This window comes from Bradyrhizobium sp. USDA 4501 (assembly GCF_054062115.1).
On record NZ_JBSSEX010000001.1, the window covers coordinates 4,727,355 to 4,745,034 of the forward strand.

The following is a 17,680-nucleotide window of genomic DNA, read 5'->3' on the forward strand; positions in this document are numbered from 1 at the left end:
CTCCGCTCTGCCAACCATTACCCTTCGGTCCTTCGAACAGAGCAACAACCGTCGGGCCAGAGCAGATCTACGCCCAAAGCCGATCATCTACCACGTTTAGGTGATTTCCAGCGCGCCGGTGCCGCGGCCTGGCATAAACGTACCTGTCATCGACCGTGAGTAGAATGAACCGTCGTCCGCTTAATCAGGTCGGTTGCTTCGACGCCCAGCGCCTTCGCGATCCGACCCAGCACCGTCACGCTGGCCGACACGTCTGCGCGTTCGATTGAGCCGATGTAACGGACGCTTAGTCCGGCGCTATCGGCCAATTCTTCCTGCGACATCTTCTTCACATGACGGATCCGACGCAGATTGATCGCCATGATCTCCTTGAGATCCATAGCGACAAGGGAACTCACATCGGAACGATCGTTCCAGGAACGATCGTTCCGATTCGTACGGCGCGATGTTATTCATAGGCTCTGTCCGGGGCCTGTTAGCCGTTTCCGGGGACCACCGCGATGCGGTCTCCGCATCGCGCAGCTAATCGTGTGACATTTCGCGGCTTGCCAAGTTCCACGGCAAGTGAATGTCTAAGGTTGTTTCGATCCTGAGGGGGACGATCGCAATGACCGAAGCGCCATTCCAGGAACAGCCGCCACAGACCGACCGTGTAAACGCCTACGACGAGCAACATCTCGCGATCTATGTTCAATTATTAATGGCTGAAGAAGAGGGCGCCGACTGGCGTGAGGTCGTGCAGGTGATCTTCGGTCTCGATCCTGCCCGAGAACCCGAGCGTGCCAAAATCGTCCACGAGAGCCATCTCGCGCGCGCCCGATGGATGACGGAAGCCGGATATCGGCATCTGTTGGACCCGCGAATGCAGTGACCGGGAGGCGACCGTCACACAAATTGTGGTCGTCGGTGATGCAACCTATGGGTCTAGTTTGCCGGACCGTCTTTCCTGATCGTGGTGTGTCCCTCCTTCGGGAGGACAGAACAAGAAAAAGCAGGAGGACACACCATGCCCACACAGTATTGGCGCTCGCCGGAGACGATTGAGCGCCTGAAGCGGCTCGAGCGCCCGGGCTTCGCGCTTGAGTTCCTGCGCCGCAACGCTGAGTACCGCCGCGATTTCGCCCGCACACAGCGCCAGATCGCGCGCGACGGCGTTGATCCAGAGACCGTCCGTTCCAGCCTCGCACGTCGTTGGGGGTTGCGATTTCGCTCATGACCCAGCTTCCCCGGTTGGGCCCGAACCAACCATATGGCTGCCCGAGGCATCACCTGGAACCGTAATCCTCGAACCCGCGCCATCGGGCTTCAAAACCATCCATTCGATCGATCGCAATGCATTCGGACTGCCGCTCGTCGAGCGGACGGATGCTGACGGTCGCGAGCTGGTGATTGCGGACGGATCGGGTGAGCTTCATGTTCGTTTGCAAGACGAACAGGCCGCGCGACGTCCTGCCGTGCTTCTGCCGCTTGACAGCATGGCCGAGCTGCGGCTCGACGTCGCGCTATACTTCGTGCGCCATCTTGGTGACCACCGTCTGGGCCTTCTTCCAGCGGCTCTGCGGCTGACGCCCTTCAAGAAGCGGCGATTGATTCAGCTGCTTCACGCCTTCGACGTTCATGAATCTGGGGGCAGCCCCCGAGACGTGGCAGCAGAGGTGCTCGCTTCCGACCACGCCCAGCGTCGTTCGGTTGAGTGGAAAGATTCGCATGCCCGCCGTGCGGCGAACCGCCTCATCCATGATTCGACCGCCTTGGTCGAGCGGGGCTACCTGAAACTCCTGCGCGGCCTCTGACAGGCCCCTCGATCCCTCCACGCAATCCGCCGTGATGACGCTCACCCGCGCTCCGCTGGTAACGCCTCGGTTCGCCTGGTTACGCCCGTAGGGGGGACACGCATCTGCAAATATTTTCGTCCACCCCCAACGCCTGAACTCTCCGCCACTCTGGCCTCGACAAGCCGCGACTTGGCCGCGGCGCTTCGAGGCAAGACGGAGATCTCCCATGCTCGACCGGACCGCGCAGCTCACCACGCGCTACGTGCGCACCCCTGAGGCGGCGCGCCTCCTTGGCCTCTCGCCGCGCACCCTTGAGAAATACCGCTGCCATGGCAACGGCCCGACGTTCCGCAAGCTCGGAGGCCGCGTTGTCTACGCCGTTGGCGATCTAGAAGCCTGGGCAGATCAGGCTGCTTGCAGCTCGACCTCGGATCCTCGCTACGTCGAGGCCCGCGCAGCCGGCCACGCGCATCGCTAAGGCAACGCTCGCCATGCTGACGCGACGCCTCATCACGCCCAGCGAGCGAAGCAAGCTCGATCCGTTCGTTGTCGCCACTGGTGACGCCAGCCCGCGCGATCAGCGCGACCTGATGGAGCGGCCATTCTTCTCGCTTGCCAAGGCGAGGCGTACCCGGCCGATCCTCTACCAGGCCGGCGATGTACGCGTCGAAGTCCATGCAGTCCCTGAGCACGGTATGGCGACCATTTGGGACGCCGACGTGCTGATTTGGGCGGCGAGCCAGATTGTCGAGGCCGAGAACCTTGGTCTGAAGACCTCGCGCTTCCTGCGCTTCACGCCCTACCAGCTTCTGATCGCGGTCGGCCGACAGACCGGGGCGCGAGACTACAAGCTCTTGAAGGGGGCACTGGCCCGTCTGCAGGCGACCGTCATCCGCACCACCATCCGGCAGGGCGAGCATTGGCGACGCCACCAATTCTCCTGGATCAATGAATGGGAGGAATGCGCAAGGCGCGACGGTCGCGTGGAAGGCATGGAATTTGTCCTCCCCGACTGGTTCTACCGCGGCGTCATCGATCGCTCCCTCGTCCTTGCAATCGATCCGGCCTACTTCCGCCTGACCGGCGGGATCGAGCGCTGGCTCTACCGCGTCGCGCGCAAGCATGCCGGACGACAGCCACGAGGATGGCTGTTTGAGATCGCGCACCTCCACAAGAAATCCGGCAGCCTGGTGCGAGCCTCCGATTTCGCGCGGCAGATCCGGCTTATCGCCGCACGCCAACCACTCCCCGGCTACAGCTTGTACGTCGAACGCGAGGGCCGCCGTGAGCTGCTGCGCATTCTGCCGGCGAAGTTGTCCACCGCCCCTGTGGATGGCGCTGTGGACGAGCTCGGGACTTCGCACGCAATCCTTGTCGGGACTTCGCACGCAGCCCCATCGCATACATTAGAATCTAACTTAGAGTCTAACCTGGAATCTAACTGTTGTAGTGGGCTCGTGCGTCATGCGGATAACGCCGACGCGAGCGCTGAGCCGTCGTCAAATACGCCCCCAAGCCAACAATCGCTGCCGCTTCTCGATCACAAGACGGGAAGCAAGCGATGATTGTCGCACTGCTCAACCAGAAAGGCGGAGTCGGCAAGACGACGCTCGCGCTACACCTCGCCGGCGAATGGGCGCTCCGCGGAAAGCGTGTAACGCTGCTCGATGCCGACCCCCAAGGCTCGGCATTGGACTGGTCGCAGCAGCGGGCGCGGGAGAACGTCTCGCCGCTATTCGGCGTCATTGGCCTCGCGCGGGATACACTCCATCGCGAGGCGCCTGAGATCGCGCGCACTGCCGATCGTGTCGTCATTGACGGGCCGCCGCGCGTCGCCCGATTGATACGATCGGCGCTGCTGGCCGCTGACCTGGTGCTGATTCCTGTGCAGCCGTCGCCATTCGACGGCTGGGCGTCGGCGGAGATGCTGGCTTTGCTGCGCGAGGCTCGCATCTACCATCCGAAGCTCGCCGCTCGCTTCGTGCTCAATCGCTGCGATACGCGCACAGGCATCGCCCGCGCGACAGCGGAGACGCTCGCCGATCACGATCCGCCAGTGCTCGCCACCACGATCGGACAGCGTGTCGTCTTCGCCGACGCCGCGCAGTCGGGTCGGCTCGTCTTCGAGTTTGCGGAGCAGAGCACCGCATCCGGCGAGATAACCGCGCTCGGCGCCGAAGTCGCGAGGCTCGCGCCATGAGCGGGCGCTCCTCCAAGCGCGGCTTCGCGTCGCGACCTGGCGATGCCGAAGGCTGGGTCAAGGCCAGCGATGCGTCGCGGCGTCGCACAGATAACACAGCAGCATTGACCGCGCGCCTGACAATCGACGTCTCGCCGGCGCTGCGCGGCCGCATCAAGGTCGCCGCATTCCAACGCGGCGTCACCGTCGCCGACATGCTGCGCGAATTGCTGGCGCGAGAATTCCCACTGAGACCGGAGAGCCGTCATGAACGACAATGAGGCCTTGCCGCCGCGCGCCGTGCCGCCCTCGCATCGCCGGAGCGTTGCGCTCACCCATGTCGAGCTGACCTGGATCGAGAAGAGGATCGAGCATTGGCTGCGCTTCGGCCGTCGCACGGAGGAAAAGATTCTCGATCGCCGCCGCAGTGTTTCAAGTTTTGCGCCTGGCAGCATCTTCGGCTTCGTTCGCTGGGCATCGAACGACTATGGCACCGTGGTCTCGCGGATGGACATCGTGCGCGCCGTGGAGGCGGGCCAGCGCTATCAGACGCTGCCATTCGTCCGGCCCGGCGGAGAGATCCTGCTGCGCGTCGATAGCTGGCCGAAGGTCGAGCTCGTGTTGCAGGCGATCGATGCCATCGAGGCGCTCGCCATCAATCCGGCCGATGCCGCGCCCGATTACTGGCGGCATCTCCACAACCGTCTCGCCGCCGACCACGTGCCGCGCGCCTACACGCGCGAGCAGCATGTCGCGTGGCTCAAGCGCCGGAGCGTCACGCCATGACCCGATTTGGCTATGTCGTGGTGACGTATATTGCCGTGCTCGCTGCCGGTGGCTTGGTGTTCTTTCATCCCGCGCCGAGGCTGGTTTGGAACGCCACCGCAAGCACGCCGACTGGGCTCTACACGCTGCATCCGGCAGGACGGCTGCATGCCCTCGAGCTGGTCCTGGTGCAGCTCCCGGAGCCGATCGCGAACTTCCTCGCCGATGGCGGCTTTCTGCCGAAAGGGGTGCCGTTGCTCAAGCATGTGATGGCGCTGCCGGGACAGACCGTGTGCCGGTCCGGCGATGCCATCACGGTCGACGCGGTCGATGTCGGTACCGCACACGATCGCGACCATCTCGGCCGACCGCTGCCACATTGGAGCGGTTGCACCACTCTCCAGCCGGGTGAGGTCTTCCTCATGAACCCGACCGTCCCGGACAGCCTGGACGGCCGCTATTTCGGCTCGCTGCCCGTCAGTTCGATCGTCGCGCGCGCGGTCCCGCTTTGGACCGATGAGGCCGCCGACGGTCGTTTCGTCTGGCGTGCCGCCACCCACTAACCCGCTTCTCAACCCGCCAACCAAGGAGGTTTCCCATGGCGCAAATCGGTCAGTTCACCCGCGACAAGTCCGGCTTCACCGGGCGCATTCAAACGCTTTTCTTCGAGCGGATTCTCATCCTCACTCCAGCCGAATCCTCGGATGCCGAGAACGCGCCGGACTACCGCATCCGCCTCGGCGATGCCGACGGCCCGGAGATCGGCGCAGGCTGGAAACGCACCGGCGAGAAGGCCGGCGACTACGTTTCGCTCATCATCGACGACCCGGCGCTGCCGCGGCCGATCCGCGCCAATCTCTTCCAGTCAGGCGACGACAAATCGGCCTGGACGCTGAACTGGAATCGGCCGCCCCAGCGCGCCGAGCGGGATTGATTGCATGCAGGGTCCCGTCACGCATGCCGCCGACAAGGCGCATCTAAGCTCGATCCCTTTGTTCGCGGCAAAGCCGTCTCATCCCTCCATTCCGCGCAACCGTCAGCCGGCCGCCGCGCACAGCGGTGGTGAAGCCGGTGGTCCGCGCGCACCGCTGCTAGGCAGCACGACGGCTTACCGTGATGGCGGAGCCACGGCGGGCCTTGCCGTTCTCCTCCTTACCGGCCTGCTGGTGATTGGCGGTTCAATGCCGGCGGCGTCAGCAGAGAAAGCGCCGGCGCGCGGTCAACCGACGAACGATCGCTATGCCACTCATGTGACGGAAGCCGCGCGGCGCTTCGGCGTTCCGGCAGCATGGATACACGCCGTCATGCGCATCGAGAGCCATGGCGAGCGGCGCGCGGTGTCACCCAAGGGCGCGCTCGGCCTGATGCAACTGATGCCCAAGACCTGGGCGGACATGCGCGTTCGCTACGGTCTCGGGCGCGATCCCTTCGATCCCCGTGACAACATCCTCGCTGGTGCCGCCTTCCTTCGCGAGCTCCTCGACCGCTACGGCTCGCCGGGCTTCCTTGCGGCCTACAATGCAGGGCCCGGCCGCTACGAGGCGTTTCGCGATAGACATCGTCCACTGCCGGCCGAGACCGTCGCCTACGTCGCGGCCATCGTCCCTTTTGTCGATGCGGAGAGGGCACCAGGACCTCTTCTCCTCGCGGCCTCTTCTCGTTCATCCTGGACGCGGGCGCCGCTCTTTTTCGACCACGTTGACGGGCCGTCGTCTGCCGCGCGAGTGACGGTCGATCGACCGGCGCACGACAAGTCGGCTGCTGTTCCCGTGCATGATCTCTCGGCGATTGCACCGCAGTCGGAAGGCCTGTTCGTCGCGCTCTCGACATCGGGACGATCGCAATGACTGCGAGTCATGATCAACATGAGTACCCAGATGGGTGCGCGCCTGCGAGCACCCGTGCTGCGGAGATCTCGATATCCCACGCGCGATGGCGGCTCGCCACCGCAATCCGCTGCGAATTCTTGCGCAGGCGTGCCTTAGCGCATCCCTGCGAGGGAGACGAGCAGGTAACGACCGAACGAGTGCCGCCCGTAATCGGTCTGCGCCGGGAGTTGCGGCCGCAGCGCAAGTGGTCTGCACGAGGAATGACGCGCACACTGCGCCGCCTCAGCAACGCGGGAGGCGCGCGATGGAATTCTTTTGTGGCCTGGATGTCGGCATGGATGAGACGGCGGTTTGCGTGGTGGACGACAAGGGCAAGGTGATGCTGGAGACGGTGGTGGTGACCGATCCCGATGCGATCAAGCTGGTGCTCAAACCCTATCTGGGGCGGCTGCGGCGCGTCGGTCATGAGGCCGGCTCGCTGTCGCCGTGGCTGCATCCGGAATTGCTCCGGCTCGGCCTGCCGGCGGTGTGTCTGGAGACCCAGCACGTGCGCGCCGCGTTGAAGGCCCAGCGCAACAAGACCGACCGGGCCGATGCCCTCGGCCTTGCCCACCTGATGCGCACCGGCTGGTTCCGCCAGGCGCACATCAAGAGCGCGGCCTGCTACCGGCTGCGCCTGCTGTTGACGCACCGGCGTAATCTGAAGCGCAAGTTTTTGGATCTGGAGAATGCGATCCGGCATTCGCTGAAGGTGTTTGGCGTTCGCCTGAGCCATGTCGGCCGCGGCGGCTTTGCGCAGGCGGTGCGCGAGGCGGTCGAAGGCGATGCGCTGGTCAGCGAGCTGATCGACGCCATGCTGAATGCGCGGGCGGCGCTGTGGAAGGAGTACTGCCGGTTGCACGATCTCGTCGTCAAGCTGGTGGCGAGCCACGAACTGTGTCGGCGCTTCATGCAGATTCCCGGCGTCGGCCCGGTGGCTGCCCTGAGCTTCATGACGGCGATCGACGATCCCAGCCGCTTCAAACGATCGCGCGATGTGGCGGCGTATTTTGGCCTGACCTCACGGCGCTGGCAGTCCGGGTCCTCGATCGACGTGCAGGGGCGGATCAGCAAAGCCGGTGATGGTGACGTGCGACGGGCGCTCTATGAGGCCGCCAGCGCACTGCTGACCCGCTTCAAGAAGAAGGACAAGGTCAAGAGCTGGGGACTGGCGCTCGCCAAACGCACCAGCCACCGCAAGGCGACGGTGGCGGTGGCGCGCAAGCTGGCGGTGATCATGCATGCGATGTGGGTCGACGGCACATTCTACTGCGGCGATCCAACCGCATCGCCGGCGGACGTCGGCGCGCGCACGGCAGTCAAGGAACGCAAGCTTCTCGGAGCCCACCGCTAGCCGAATGCAGATCAATGACCCGATGACCGCAATGCTTTGAACACGGAGCTCCGCCACAAGCGGAAGAGACCTGGTGCAGATCAACGACGACGGAACGCACGCTATCTTGCCTGTGGCCATGCACGTCAAGTGCAGCCTGGACCACGCACGAATGCCTGTGATGTGGCTCCGTCATGCCGATGGAAAATTGCGCCGCGCCGGTTCGCGTGCTGCCTCGTTGCAGCCGAAAACCCCCGTCGCTGAGCGCGGAAGAGTGCGCGGCGCACCGGGACTCGTGGCTGTGATGGACACGCGCGTTCAAGCGTGGCGCAGAGGGCCTTGTCGTAAGCGAGAAAGGAAACGAGAATGGCTGAGATCAGAGAGACGACACGACCGATTAAGAGGGCGAGATAAAAGGCCGCAATGTGCGGCTCGGTCGGTCGGTTGTTGTTGCTTTGCTTTTTTGCCGATCCGGCAATGTGTGGCGCAGGCACGCAATGTGTGCGCAAGCGTCAACTCATTGCACGGATTCTCAATTCTGCACATTGCCGAGGCTGGCCATGGCTGAAGAGAAGGATTTTCAGCCTCGGCCTGGTCGCATCCGCTCCTCAAGGAGCCAGCGGGCCAAGCCGTTCATCGCCCAGGCGCTTGCCGCCGCTCAACGTGCCGGCGGCGGCGTTTCGCGCGCGGGTAGGATCGCCAGTCATCGCCGCTCCACGTTCGGCCGCGGGCGGGTCGCCAGCGAGCGGGCGAACCGTCTGCTCACGGGCCGCTCGCGTCTGGTGACAATCAAGACCCGCGTCGTCCGCCACAAGGCGCCGTCAGCGCCGCTCGCCGCGCACCTCGGCTATCTCCGGCGCGAGGGCGTCACCCGGGACGGGGAGAAGGCTCATCTGTTCGGTCCCGACACCGACGATGCCGATCCAAAGGTGTTCGGTGAGCGCTGCCAGAATGACCGGCACCATTTCCGGTTTATCGTCTCGCCGGAGGATGCGGCTGACATGGCGGACCTCAAGGGCTTCGCGCGCGAACTGATCGGTCAGATGGAGAAGGATCTCGGCACCAAGCTCGACTGGGTCGCCGTCGATCACTGGAATACCCAGCATCCGCACGTCCACATCCTCGTGCGCGGCATCGCCGAAGACGGACAGGACCTCGTGATCTCCCGCGACTACATCAAGGAAGGAATGCGTGCCCGAGCGCAGGACCTGGTCACACAGGAACTTGGACTGCGCTCCGATCTCGACATTCACCGCTCGCTCGAGAGCCAGGTTGATGCCGAGCGCTGGACACACCTTGACCGCCAGCTCGTTCGCGACGCCGGCCGGCACAGCATGATTGACCTTGCGCCCAATCCGGCGCAGCAGCCCGATCAGTTTCATGCGTTGAAGGTCGGCCGTCTGCGACGCTTGGAGAGCCTTGGCCTTGCGCATCAAATCGGGCCGGGCCAGTGGGTCATGGACGAAGCCGCCGAGACCACGTTGCGCGACCTCCGCGAGCGCGGCGACATCATCAAACGCATCCACCGCAGCCTCACCGAACGCGGTATCGAGCGCGGGACCGCAAGCTACGTGCTATCAGCCGAAAGCCTCGACGTGCCCATCATCGGACGTCTCGTCGACCGCGGTCTCGATGACGAGCTCAAGGCGACCGCCTATGCCGTCGTCGACGGCGTCGATGGCCGTACCCACCACGTCAGGCTCCCCGATCTCGTCGCCGCCGGTGACAGCGCACCGGGCTCGATCGTCGAGCTCCGCAAATTCAACGACGCGCGAGGACAGCGTCGCGTGGCATTGGCTGTGCGCTCCGATCTCTCGATCGAGGCGCAGGTGACGGCAAGTGGCGCGACATGGCTCGACCGGCAGGCGGTCGCACGCGATCCCGCGGCGCTTGGGCAGGCCGGGTTCGGCGCCGAGGTCCGCGAGGCGATGGAGCGGCGCGCAGAACACCTTGTCCAGCAGGGTCTCGCCGAGCGCCAAGTGCGGGGGGTGGTGTTCGCGAAGAACCTCATCGGCACGCTGCGTCGCCGGGAATTGGAGGATCTGAGCAAGCAGCTCGCTGCCGAGACCGGCCAGCCGTTCAATCCATCGGCTGCGGGCGAGTATGTCACGGGGACCTATCGACAGCGCTTCGCGCTCGCCTCCGGCCGCTTCGCGATGATCGACGATGGTCTCGGCTTCCAGCTCGTGCCGTGGACGCCCTCACTTGAGAGGCAGCTCGGCCGGCATGTCGCCGGTGTCACCCGCGATGATGGTGGCGTCGATTGGGGCTTTGGGCGCAACCGGGGAATCGGCCTGTGAGCGATCCTTCCAATCACCGATGTTAAGAAGGGGCGACGGCCATGTCCGCAACCAAGATTCTTTGGGGCCAAGTCGTCACTGTGTTGGTGATCGTCCTACTGACGTTCTGGACCGCGACGGAATGGACCGCCTGGCGACTCGGCTTCCAAGCACAACTGGGGCAGCCCTGGTTCGAGCTGTTCCACTTTCCGTTCTACCTGCCACCCGCTTTCCTCTGGTGGTGGTACGCCTACGATGCTTATGCGCCCCACATCTTCATCGAGGGCGCGTACATAGCGGCCTCCGGCGGCATCATCGCCGCGGCCGTCGCGATCGGCATGTCGGTCTGGCGCGCCCGAGAAGCGAAGAACGCCGAGACCTATGGCTCGGCGCGGTGGGCAGAGGCGAAGGAGATCGAGCAGGCTGGTTTGCTCGGGCCGGACGGCGTGGTTCTCGGCCGGTTCGAGCGCGCCTATCTCCGCCACGATGGGCCGGAGCACGTCCTGTGTTTCGCGCCGACCCGGAGCGGCAAGGGCGTCGGGCTCGTCATCCCGTCGCTGCTGACCTGGCCTGGATCTGCGATCGTCCACGACATCAAGGGCGAGAACTGGCAGCTCACCGCCGGCTTCCGTGCGCGGCACGGCCGCGTTCTTCTATTCGATCCGACCAATGCAAAATCGTCAGCCTACAACCCGTTGCTGGAAGTCCGGCATGGCGAATGGGAGGTGCGCGATGTCCAGAATATCGCCGACATCCTCGTCGATCCCGAGGGCAGCCTCGAGAAGCGGAACCACTGGGAGAAAACAAGCCACGCGCTGCTGGTCGGCGCCATCCTCCACGTCCTCTATGCAGAGGAGGACAAGACGCTCGCCGGCGTCGCAGCTTTCCTGTCCGATCCCAAGCGGCCGATCGAATCGACGCTTGCCGCAATGATGCGCACCGCACATCTCGGCGAGGCCGGCGTGCATCCCGTCGTCGCCTCCGCCGCGCGGGAGCTCCTGAACAAGTCCGGCAACGAGCGCTCTGGTGTTCTCAGCACCGCAATGTCGTTCCTGGGCCTCTACCGCGATCCCGTCGTGGCGGAGGTGACGCGCCGCTGCGACTGGCGGATCACCGACATCGTCGGCGGAGAGCGGGCGACAACGCTGTACCTCGTCATTCCGCCGTCGGACATCAACCGCACCAAGCCGCTGATCCGCCTAATCCTCAACCAGATTGGCCGCCGCCTGACCGAGGACCTTCAGGCCAAATCAGGCCGGCGGCGGCTCCTCCTGATGCTCGACGAATTCCCGGCGCTCGGCCGCCTCGACTTCTTTGAGTCAGCGCTCGCCTTCATGGCTGGTTACGGCATCAAGAGTTTTCTGATCGCCCAGTCACTGAACCAGATCGAGAAGGCTTACGGGCCAAACAACTCGATCCTCGACAACTGCCACGTCCGGGTCAGCTTCGCGACCAATGACGAAAGGACGGCGAAGCGGGTGTCTGACGCCTTGGGCATGGCGACCGAGATGAAGGCGATGAAGAACTATGCGGGCAGCCGGCTGGCGCCTTGGCTCGGTCACCTCATGGTGTCGCGGTCAGAGACTGCCCGACCGTTGCTGACGCCCGGCGAGATGATGCAGCTCCCGCCGTCAGACGAGATCGTCATGATGTCGGGGCTCCATCCGATCCGCGCCAAGAAGGCACGCTATTACGAGGACCGACGGTTCCAGGAGCGCATCCTGGCGCCGCCGGCGCTGACCAAGCCCAAAGGCAGCCGACCGGACGATTGGAGTTCACGGCCACTGCCGCCGCGCCCGACAGCGGCGCCGGCCTCGGCGGACGATGAATCCGAGACGGAGGACCCGAAGACCGCCGACCGCCGGCAGCAGCCGGAACTGGCTCGGGAAGCCGTGGAGAGGAGAGAATCCCTCGATAACGAGTTCGCCTCGGAACTTGCCGACGAACTCGAGGAAGATGCCCCGCGGATCGGGCGTCTAAACGACATGATGCAGGGTGTCGCGCGCCAGGCATCGCTCGATCCCGGCGATGATCTCGGATTGTGAGGCAGGCATGAGTGCGCCAAAGAAGAAAGCCCAGATGTCGGTCTATCTCGATCCAGACGTCATGAAGGCGCTCTCGGCCTACGCGGCTCGCCGGGAACAATCGCTGTCGCTCATCGCCGAAGCCGCCATCGCGTCCTTCCTGTCACCGGACTCCGACGAGCGGCGGGAGGCCGCCATTGCCAAGCGCCTCGATCAAGTCGACCGCCGCATCGCGCGGCTTGAACGCGACATCGGGATCTCAGTTGAGGCCTTGGCGTTGTTCGTCCGGTTCTGGCTCACAACGACACCGCCACTTCCCGAACCCGCTGCAAAGGGGGCGAGGGCGCAGGGCGGCGCGCGGTGGGATAATTTCGTCGCGGCGCTCGGGCGACGGCTCAGTCAAGGGCCAAAACTGCGACAGGAGATCCCAGAGGAAGGGGGCGTTCAACCTTCCGCCCAACCAGAATGACCAGATGCGAGCGCAACTAGGGACGCGCAACGGACGTCAACCTCACTGCGCCCATTCGTCTGAGCGCGGTATTAGCCGCCTGCCTGAAAAATTCTGTTCACAGCGGCACCGCCCCGCGTAGCGCGAAGCTCGTAATCGTTTCGAACGGAACCGTTGTCATAGGCGCCCGCGAAGTCCTTCGACCTTGCGAGCTCAAAGCCAGCCGCATCAAGCCAACTGACGTGCGCGCCGTTCGGAACTGGTATCACATTGTATCGATGTCTGGTGCCGTTGGTGCCGGTTAATTCGACCGGCGCCGGAGCAAACGTTGTGGAGGCTCGCTCGCGCCTAGGCAGGCTACTCTGCCATTCGAGAAAAAGCTGCGGATCGATGTAGTCGTCGGGCTCGATATCGACGTGGTTTGCGTGCAACCAAGTCTCGAACTCTACGCGACGTTCGGCCGCGCGCTCTCGCGTGTGAGCTAACCCCTGTGCCAGCGCATAGGCGACTAATGGATCATGGGTACCCCATCGCAGAAGTTCGCGAGCCCAAAAACCGAACCACGGGAGACCCGTGGTTACACGCCAATCCGCTAGCGAAGGCACGGCAAGGGGATCGGCCGCGCCAGCCGACCAAGCTTGCGCAACGACCGCTCCCATGGCGATGCCCAATCTGAATTCGAGGTTGTCGGCGACAAAACGCTGCCAACTCCGAAGCTGATCCGCATCTGGTCCATCGGCCCCGGGGCCTTGCATCCACCACGCCAACACGCCTCGCCAATTTGCAAGAAGCGCCTGGTCACCGACTGTCGCGCGGACGCGAAAACCGAACCCGCGATCGCTGGCTAGAAGATCCGCGATTTGTTCGAATACGCGCAGCCTGGTATCGGGGCTATCAACGCCATAGCTTTGGGCCGCCGCCATCAAATCTCGGATTTGCGGAGCAATAATTTCGAAGCGACGGCCAACGACGGGCGAGAAGCCATACTGATAGAGGCGTCGACGTTCGTCCACATTTGGATAGATTGTCTCCACCACCGCGCGGCCACGTCGTATAAATGCCTGCTCCATCCATTCTTCCTGGACTGCGGCAACCGCGGTAAAGGTTCGTTGCCATAGTTGAACGAGGTGAGCCTCGGCCTCCGCTCCGGTCATCTCCATTTCGTCTGCACGCGCGACTTCTTCGAGCGACGCCAACAGCACCCCGTCAAGTTCGTCGAGACTGTCTGCAAGGCGAGCGCGCGGCCCCGTCGCTCCCTGACCCGCATCCGGACTGATGTTCGGTGGAAGGACCTGATCGAGCCAGTCCAGAAATTGAATAGGCCGCAGCCCAAGAACAGTGATTGCACGATCGCGAATTGCGGCCAGTAACATGGCCAAGGGGCTCTCGACCGCATCGGCATCGCGCTCCTCGAGAAGCAGCGTTGTTCGAAGTTGCTCATAATCTGCCACGAGATCACGGCGCTGCCTGCGCTGAACATCCGCGAAGCTGCTTGCGGTCGTGGAGATCGTGGTTGGAATCGCCACCAGCGTCATACCTTCGATCCCGCGGGCGGCGCCGGGCCGTCCAGCCCGGCCCGCGAGATTGCGGAACTCGGCGGTGGAAAGCGGCGTAACTACCTGTTGCTCGTTCTCTGCGTCCCAAGAGCGCCGCTTCAGCGATGTGAGAAAAATGAGGTCGAACGGGAGATTCACTCCCTCTGTCAGAGTCGCAGTTGCCACCGTTATCGGGCAAATCTTCCGCTCGATCATTTCAGTCATCAGGCGTCGAAGCCTTTGCGGCATTTGTCCGTGGCTCGTCGCAATTCCTCGGTCCAGGAGCGCAAGCTCAAAGGAATCGACGCCGCAATAGTCGACACAAGCAGCTCGTGCTTCGTCGTACCGCGCGCGCAATTCCCCATCGGGCATCGTGAAGCCAGGCGCTGCCGACCACGTGGGCAACTCGAGAGCTTCCTTGAACCAGCGCATCGTCTGCTCTGGTTCCTGCGCTACCGAGATAAGAATCCGTTGATCTTCCTCCACCAGGTGGAGAGCCGCCCAAAAAACGGTTAGACTGTTGAAGCGATTGAGGCTGTTACGCATGCCCGCCGGCAATTGCGGCATTTGCGCGATTTGAAGCCGAAGATACACGGGCTGCTCCTCGCCACGCAAATAGAGCGGTCGCCCGTTCATGATATCGAGAAGAATGCGACACGGGCGGTTCGGTCTGGTTTCCAAAATGCCGATAACCTGTCGTGTGCTTCGATACCGCACTCCAACGGCTTCAGCGTCTGATCTCCCTTCGATCCAACGTGCTACGGGCAAGGAGGCGCCTCCCGCCACTGCAGTCAGCGCAATTCGCACGACGTCTGGCCGCTTTGCGAGAACGCGCGATATGAAGCTCTCCAGCCGGAGCGAACGATTGCTGTGCTCCGAAAAGCTGATCCTGGTGTTCTCCCCGCCCTCCGGAACAACTTGGTGCGCTTCGTCAATGATCACGAGTCGTAAGCGGGCGAGCAAAAGGGGACCAAGATAGCGCATCAGCGTATCCGCCTTTTCGACCGTGACGATGAGCACGGTCGGTTGTTCTCCGCTCAGCCAATAGTCCGTGATGCCCCAGTCTGCGCCTCCATAGAGCCCGGTGACGATCATTTCATCGCCGAGCTCAACGCGAAGTTTGGCCTCCACTTCGCCAGCCAGGGCACGCGACGGCACGAGATACATTGCGAGGGGCGCAATACCATCGTGTCCTCGTAAGAGCAGCTCTTTCACCAATGCCATATTCGCAACGAGCGTTTTGCCAGATCCGGTTGGCGTGCAAAGAGCGAAGGAGCTGTCTCTCAACAGTCGCTCTAGCCCATGCAATTGCGAGGTCCAGAGAATTCCGCGCCCCCGGCTGAACTGTCCCCGAGCGTAGGCCATGAGCTTCGTGCGTCGGTCGGGATTGAGGTTCGCTAGCGCGTTAAGTGGGCGATAGATGCTCGCGTTTCTGAAGCCATCCGCCACTTGCTTCAGCAGCCCCACAAGGAGTGAGGCGTCATCGCTGAACACGCGAGTGGCCATTCCATCGAGGGCCCTGAGTTTATCCATCGCCCGGGCGATGCGCTCATCGTCTCCGCGTCGTAGACTGTCGGCCAAAAGTCCAAGACACCGCACAAGCTCGACGGTGAAGAGCCAAGCGACCCGGTCATCATCGTCGAACGCATCGAGGTCGGGCCTGGCCAACCTTGCCGAGGCGTCTGGACTGGTTAGGTCGCGATGCGACGCCCAAAACGTTCCCGTTCGTTCGAGGACGCTGTCAAAGTCAGCGCGCAAGAAGGCCGCGTATAGAGCGACGCCATCGTGGTTGGTATCGACCTGCCCCAAAAGACCTGATGCCATCGCTGGGAGTCCGCCAAGTTGGTAGGCGGCCGCGGCAAGTATTTCGATCGGAACAATAGCACGGATACTATCCGCCGCTCGCGTCAGCCACTCAAGGATTTCCCCCGTACGGCGATAGCAGGCAATGGCGCCGGGCGATGCTGGCCCTTCGACTTGCAGAAATATATGTGCTGCATGAAGGAGACGCCTCGCGTCTCGCAGCTGACTGGCAGTTTCCTGCTCTGTCCATTGAATCGTAGGCACCCGCCATGTTGCCTGCAGGCAGCGTACATACGCCCTCGCTTGCGCGCGCGAGAGTTCATTCTCCACGGCTAGTTGGCGGCGGAGGTCGTTGGCCAAGTCAAGCCGTTCAGGATCAAATGGCGGCATAGCTCAGCCTATGTCCAGAGCGAAGAATACAGACCGTCGATGAGCAATTCACCATCCTCCAGGATGAGCTCAACGACCTGGAGGTCATGAGGAGCGGTGTATTCGTTTGGTAGTTCCTCCCATTCGATCAGCACGTCTCCTTCCTCTCTCCGTCGCGCGCCGTTACCAGCGAGCAGGATGAGGTTGGTGCGTGGCAGTGCTCGTGGGTGATCGAGAATCAGGGCTTGGTCGAGTGACAAAATCGCCGCCGCATACCCATCCGGATCTCGCTGTTCCAAAAGCCTCTGCAGTTGGCGCAAGCCATGCGGCACCGGAGTGTCTCGATTTATTTCAAACCAGATGCCTTTACCCGATCGCGTGCGTTCTCCAGTGTTCGGGTCTGTGATTAACTCACCCAGCATCAGCTCACTGAAGACACTATCGATCAGCTGGCGGCGCCATTTTGCCTCTCCCGCAATAAACCTCGATACTCGACCGGCATCATCTAGAGCCACTCCAATAAAGTCGCTGCCGAATCGGCCAAACACTTCGCGTCGCCGCCGTCCGTCTCGAGCGAGTGAAAATAAATAGGCTTCAACATCAGCGTGATACCGAAACAGAAAGATCGGCACCCGCCAACGGTGACCGCCGACAAATGAATCCCGAAAGGCTTCAGTAAGCATCCCGGCCATGACCTCGCCGAAAAGGCCGCGAAGCGCTTTCGGGGGGAGGCAGTGCGGATAACATGCCTCGTCGCCAGGAGCGCCAGCGTCTGGGTGAAGGTCGATGCCGATTTGAGCGTGGAAGTATTCCCGCGCGTCCAGGTGGGCCGACTCGAAGTACGGTCTCAGCCGAGCGATCAGCTCGTTGTCGGTGTCGGACTTTTGCTCGAGGAGAAGGTGGCCGTAACGCCCCCGCACGCTGTCATATGATTCGAGCCAATCGTCGAGCGCCTCGCTCGGGGGCGGACAGGTATGCATCGTTGATAAAATTCCTCAACCAAAGATTGTCGATTACAAGGAATATACCTTCTTATCCGTTGGTAAGAATAGGCCTTTCGTGGTCCCAACGGCCAAAATCCGGCGGCAGGTGACGGCCGATTGCAATTCTGAAAGAGCGATCAAATGGCACCCTGCCCCGTGTCCTCGGTTAGGATATAGCCTTCGCTGCAGCAAGTATTTTTTCGCTGCTCTACGCCTGTGCCCTACGACGACTGAATACTTGTTGAACTAACCCATTTCCTGCCTTTTCTATCCATCCCCGTCGCCGACCGCTTGCTGCAATCGGCGTTCGACGGGGGAC

18 protein-coding genes are annotated in these 17,680 nt (G+C 62.9%); 15 read left to right on the top strand and 3 right to left on the bottom strand.

Going from position 1 to position 17,680, the window contains the following annotated elements; all coding sequences use genetic code 11:
• Nucleotides 1-146: 146 nt before the first annotated feature.
• Nucleotides 147-380, bottom strand: a complete 234-nt coding sequence (locus ACVWZM_RS21610) for a helix-turn-helix domain-containing protein (protein WP_456854653.1) — start codon at nt 378-380, stop codon at nt 147-149.
• A 227-nt stretch (nt 381-607) separates the two neighbouring features.
• On the opposite strand from ACVWZM_RS21610, the gene ACVWZM_RS21615 reads away from it, so the two are divergent.
• The 15 genes from ACVWZM_RS21615 (at nt 608) to ACVWZM_RS21685 (ending at nt 12,692) form a co-directional block, all read left to right on the top strand.
• Nucleotides 608-871: a DNA -binding domain-containing protein gene (locus ACVWZM_RS21615; RefSeq protein ID WP_456854654.1), complete on the top strand. Its 264-nt coding sequence runs from the start codon at nt 608-610 to the stop codon at nt 869-871.
• Between the two features lie 135 nt (nt 872-1,006).
• Nucleotides 1,007-1,216: a transcriptional regulator domain-containing protein gene (locus ACVWZM_RS21620; protein ID WP_456854655.1), complete on the top strand. Its 210-nt coding sequence runs from the start codon at nt 1,007-1,009 to the stop codon at nt 1,214-1,216.
• Nucleotides 1,155-1,793 (top strand): DUF2285 domain-containing protein, encoded by a 639-nt coding sequence (locus ACVWZM_RS21625; RefSeq protein WP_456854656.1) that lies wholly within the window; start codon nt 1,155-1,157, stop codon nt 1,791-1,793. Before ACVWZM_RS21620 ends, ACVWZM_RS21625 begins: the two co-directional genes overlap by 62 nt.
• 208 nt (nt 1,794-2,001) lie before the next feature.
• Nucleotides 2,002-2,253 carry a helix-turn-helix transcriptional regulator gene (locus ACVWZM_RS21630; protein ID WP_253639140.1) on the top strand — a complete coding sequence of 84 codons (252 nt, stop codon included), beginning with the start codon at nt 2,002-2,004 and terminating at the stop codon, nt 2,251-2,253.
• A 13-nt stretch (nt 2,254-2,266) separates the two neighbouring features.
• Nucleotides 2,267-3,340, top strand: a complete 1,074-nt coding sequence (locus tag ACVWZM_RS21635; protein WP_456854658.1) for a replication initiator protein A — start codon at nt 2,267-2,269, stop codon at nt 3,338-3,340.
• Nucleotides 3,337-3,975: a ParA family partition ATPase gene (gene parA, locus ACVWZM_RS21640; RefSeq protein ID WP_456854659.1), complete on the top strand. Its 639-nt coding sequence runs from the start codon at nt 3,337-3,339 to the stop codon at nt 3,973-3,975. Before ACVWZM_RS21635 ends, parA begins: the two co-directional genes overlap by 4 nt.
• Nucleotides 3,972-4,235 (top strand): ribbon-helix-helix protein, encoded by a 264-nt coding sequence (locus tag ACVWZM_RS21645; RefSeq protein WP_456854660.1) that lies wholly within the window; start codon nt 3,972-3,974, stop codon nt 4,233-4,235. Before parA ends, ACVWZM_RS21645 begins: the two co-directional genes overlap by 4 nt.
• Nucleotides 4,222-4,740, top strand: a complete 519-nt coding sequence (locus tag ACVWZM_RS21650) for a DUF2840 domain-containing protein (RefSeq protein ID WP_456854661.1) — start codon at nt 4,222-4,224, stop codon at nt 4,738-4,740. The genes ACVWZM_RS21645 and ACVWZM_RS21650 overlap by 14 nt, the downstream gene beginning before the upstream one ends.
• Entirely contained in the window at nt 4,737-5,282 is a 546-nt protein-coding gene (locus ACVWZM_RS21655) for a S26 family signal peptidase (RefSeq protein WP_456854662.1), read from the top strand. The genes ACVWZM_RS21650 and ACVWZM_RS21655 overlap by 4 nt, the downstream gene beginning before the upstream one ends.
• A gap of 35 nt (nt 5,283-5,317) precedes the next feature.
• A complete protein-coding gene (locus ACVWZM_RS21660; RefSeq protein ID WP_456854664.1) occupies nt 5,318-5,653 on the top strand; it encodes a DUF736 domain-containing protein in 336 nt (111 codons plus the stop codon).
• A gap of 4 nt (nt 5,654-5,657) precedes the next feature.
• Complete coding sequence (locus tag ACVWZM_RS21665; RefSeq protein WP_456854665.1) at nt 5,658-6,566, top strand: lytic transglycosylase domain-containing protein; 909 nt, start codon at nt 5,658-5,660, stop codon at nt 6,564-6,566.
• A gap of 286 nt (nt 6,567-6,852) precedes the next feature.
• Nucleotides 6,853-7,941, top strand: a complete 1,089-nt coding sequence (locus tag ACVWZM_RS21670) for an IS110 family RNA-guided transposase (RefSeq protein ID WP_456854666.1) — start codon at nt 6,853-6,855, stop codon at nt 7,939-7,941.
• Nucleotides 7,942-8,480: 539 nt separating this feature from the next.
• On the top strand, nt 8,481-10,220 hold the full coding sequence (locus tag ACVWZM_RS21675) for a relaxase/mobilization nuclease domain-containing protein (RefSeq protein ID WP_456854667.1): 1,740 nt from the start codon (nt 8,481-8,483) through the stop codon (nt 10,218-10,220).
• Between the two features lie 41 nt (nt 10,221-10,261).
• Complete coding sequence (locus tag ACVWZM_RS21680) at nt 10,262-12,244, top strand: conjugal transfer protein TraG (RefSeq protein WP_456854669.1); 1,983 nt, start codon at nt 10,262-10,264, stop codon at nt 12,242-12,244.
• A gap of 7 nt (nt 12,245-12,251) precedes the next feature.
• Nucleotides 12,252-12,692 carry a CopG family transcriptional regulator gene (locus tag ACVWZM_RS21685; RefSeq protein WP_456856730.1) on the top strand — a complete coding sequence of 147 codons (441 nt, stop codon included), beginning with the start codon at nt 12,252-12,254 and terminating at the stop codon, nt 12,690-12,692.
• Between the two features lie 71 nt (nt 12,693-12,763).
• Here ACVWZM_RS21685 and ACVWZM_RS21690 read toward each other — a convergent pair whose 3' ends face one another.
• Both ACVWZM_RS21690 and ACVWZM_RS21695 read right to left on the bottom strand, forming a co-directional pair.
• On the bottom strand, nt 12,764-16,030 hold the full coding sequence (locus ACVWZM_RS21690; protein WP_456854670.1) for a DEAD/DEAH box helicase: 3,267 nt from the start codon (nt 16,028-16,030) through the stop codon (nt 12,764-12,766).
• A gap of 377 nt (nt 16,031-16,407) precedes the next feature.
• The gene (locus ACVWZM_RS21695) at nt 16,408-17,358 is read right to left on the bottom strand and encodes an aminotransferase (RefSeq protein ID WP_456854671.1); all 951 of its coding nucleotides are present in this window, start codon (nt 17,356-17,358) and stop codon (nt 16,408-16,410) included.
• Nucleotides 17,359-17,680: the final 322 nt, after the last annotated feature.

Coding starts and splice junctions, on each gene's coding strand:
- ACVWZM_RS21610 (WP_456854653.1), bottom strand. CDS start 380: ATGGATCTCAAGGAGATCATGGCGATCAATCTGCGTCGGATCCGTCAT.
- ACVWZM_RS21615 (WP_456854654.1), top strand. CDS start 608: ATGACCGAAGCGCCATTCCAGGAACAGCCGCCACAGACCGACCGTGTA.
- ACVWZM_RS21620 (WP_456854655.1), top strand. CDS start 1,007: ATGCCCACACAGTATTGGCGCTCGCCGGAGACGATTGAGCGCCTGAAG.
- ACVWZM_RS21630 (WP_253639140.1), top strand. CDS start 2,002: ATGCTCGACCGGACCGCGCAGCTCACCACGCGCTACGTGCGCACCCCT.
- ACVWZM_RS21635 (WP_456854658.1), top strand. CDS start 2,267: ATGCTGACGCGACGCCTCATCACGCCCAGCGAGCGAAGCAAGCTCGAT.
- parA (WP_456854659.1), top strand. CDS start 3,337: ATGATTGTCGCACTGCTCAACCAGAAAGGCGGAGTCGGCAAGACGACG.
- ACVWZM_RS21645 (WP_456854660.1), top strand. CDS start 3,972: ATGAGCGGGCGCTCCTCCAAGCGCGGCTTCGCGTCGCGACCTGGCGAT.
- ACVWZM_RS21650 (WP_456854661.1), top strand. CDS start 4,222: ATGAACGACAATGAGGCCTTGCCGCCGCGCGCCGTGCCGCCCTCGCAT.
- ACVWZM_RS21655 (WP_456854662.1), top strand. CDS start 4,737: ATGACCCGATTTGGCTATGTCGTGGTGACGTATATTGCCGTGCTCGCT.
- ACVWZM_RS21660 (WP_456854664.1), top strand. CDS start 5,318: ATGGCGCAAATCGGTCAGTTCACCCGCGACAAGTCCGGCTTCACCGGG.
- ACVWZM_RS21665 (WP_456854665.1), top strand. CDS start 5,658: ATGCAGGGTCCCGTCACGCATGCCGCCGACAAGGCGCATCTAAGCTCG.
- ACVWZM_RS21670 (WP_456854666.1), top strand. CDS start 6,853: ATGGAATTCTTTTGTGGCCTGGATGTCGGCATGGATGAGACGGCGGTT.
- ACVWZM_RS21675 (WP_456854667.1), top strand. CDS start 8,481: ATGGCTGAAGAGAAGGATTTTCAGCCTCGGCCTGGTCGCATCCGCTCC.
- ACVWZM_RS21680 (WP_456854669.1), top strand. CDS start 10,262: ATGTCCGCAACCAAGATTCTTTGGGGCCAAGTCGTCACTGTGTTGGTG.
- ACVWZM_RS21685 (WP_456856730.1), top strand. CDS start 12,252: ATGAGTGCGCCAAAGAAGAAAGCCCAGATGTCGGTCTATCTCGATCCA.
- ACVWZM_RS21690 (WP_456854670.1), bottom strand. CDS start 16,030: ATGGCATCAGGTCTTTTGGGGCAGGTCGATACCAACCACGATGGCGTC.
- ACVWZM_RS21695 (WP_456854671.1), bottom strand. CDS start 17,358: ATGCATACCTGTCCGCCCCCGAGCGAGGCGCTCGACGATTGGCTCGAA.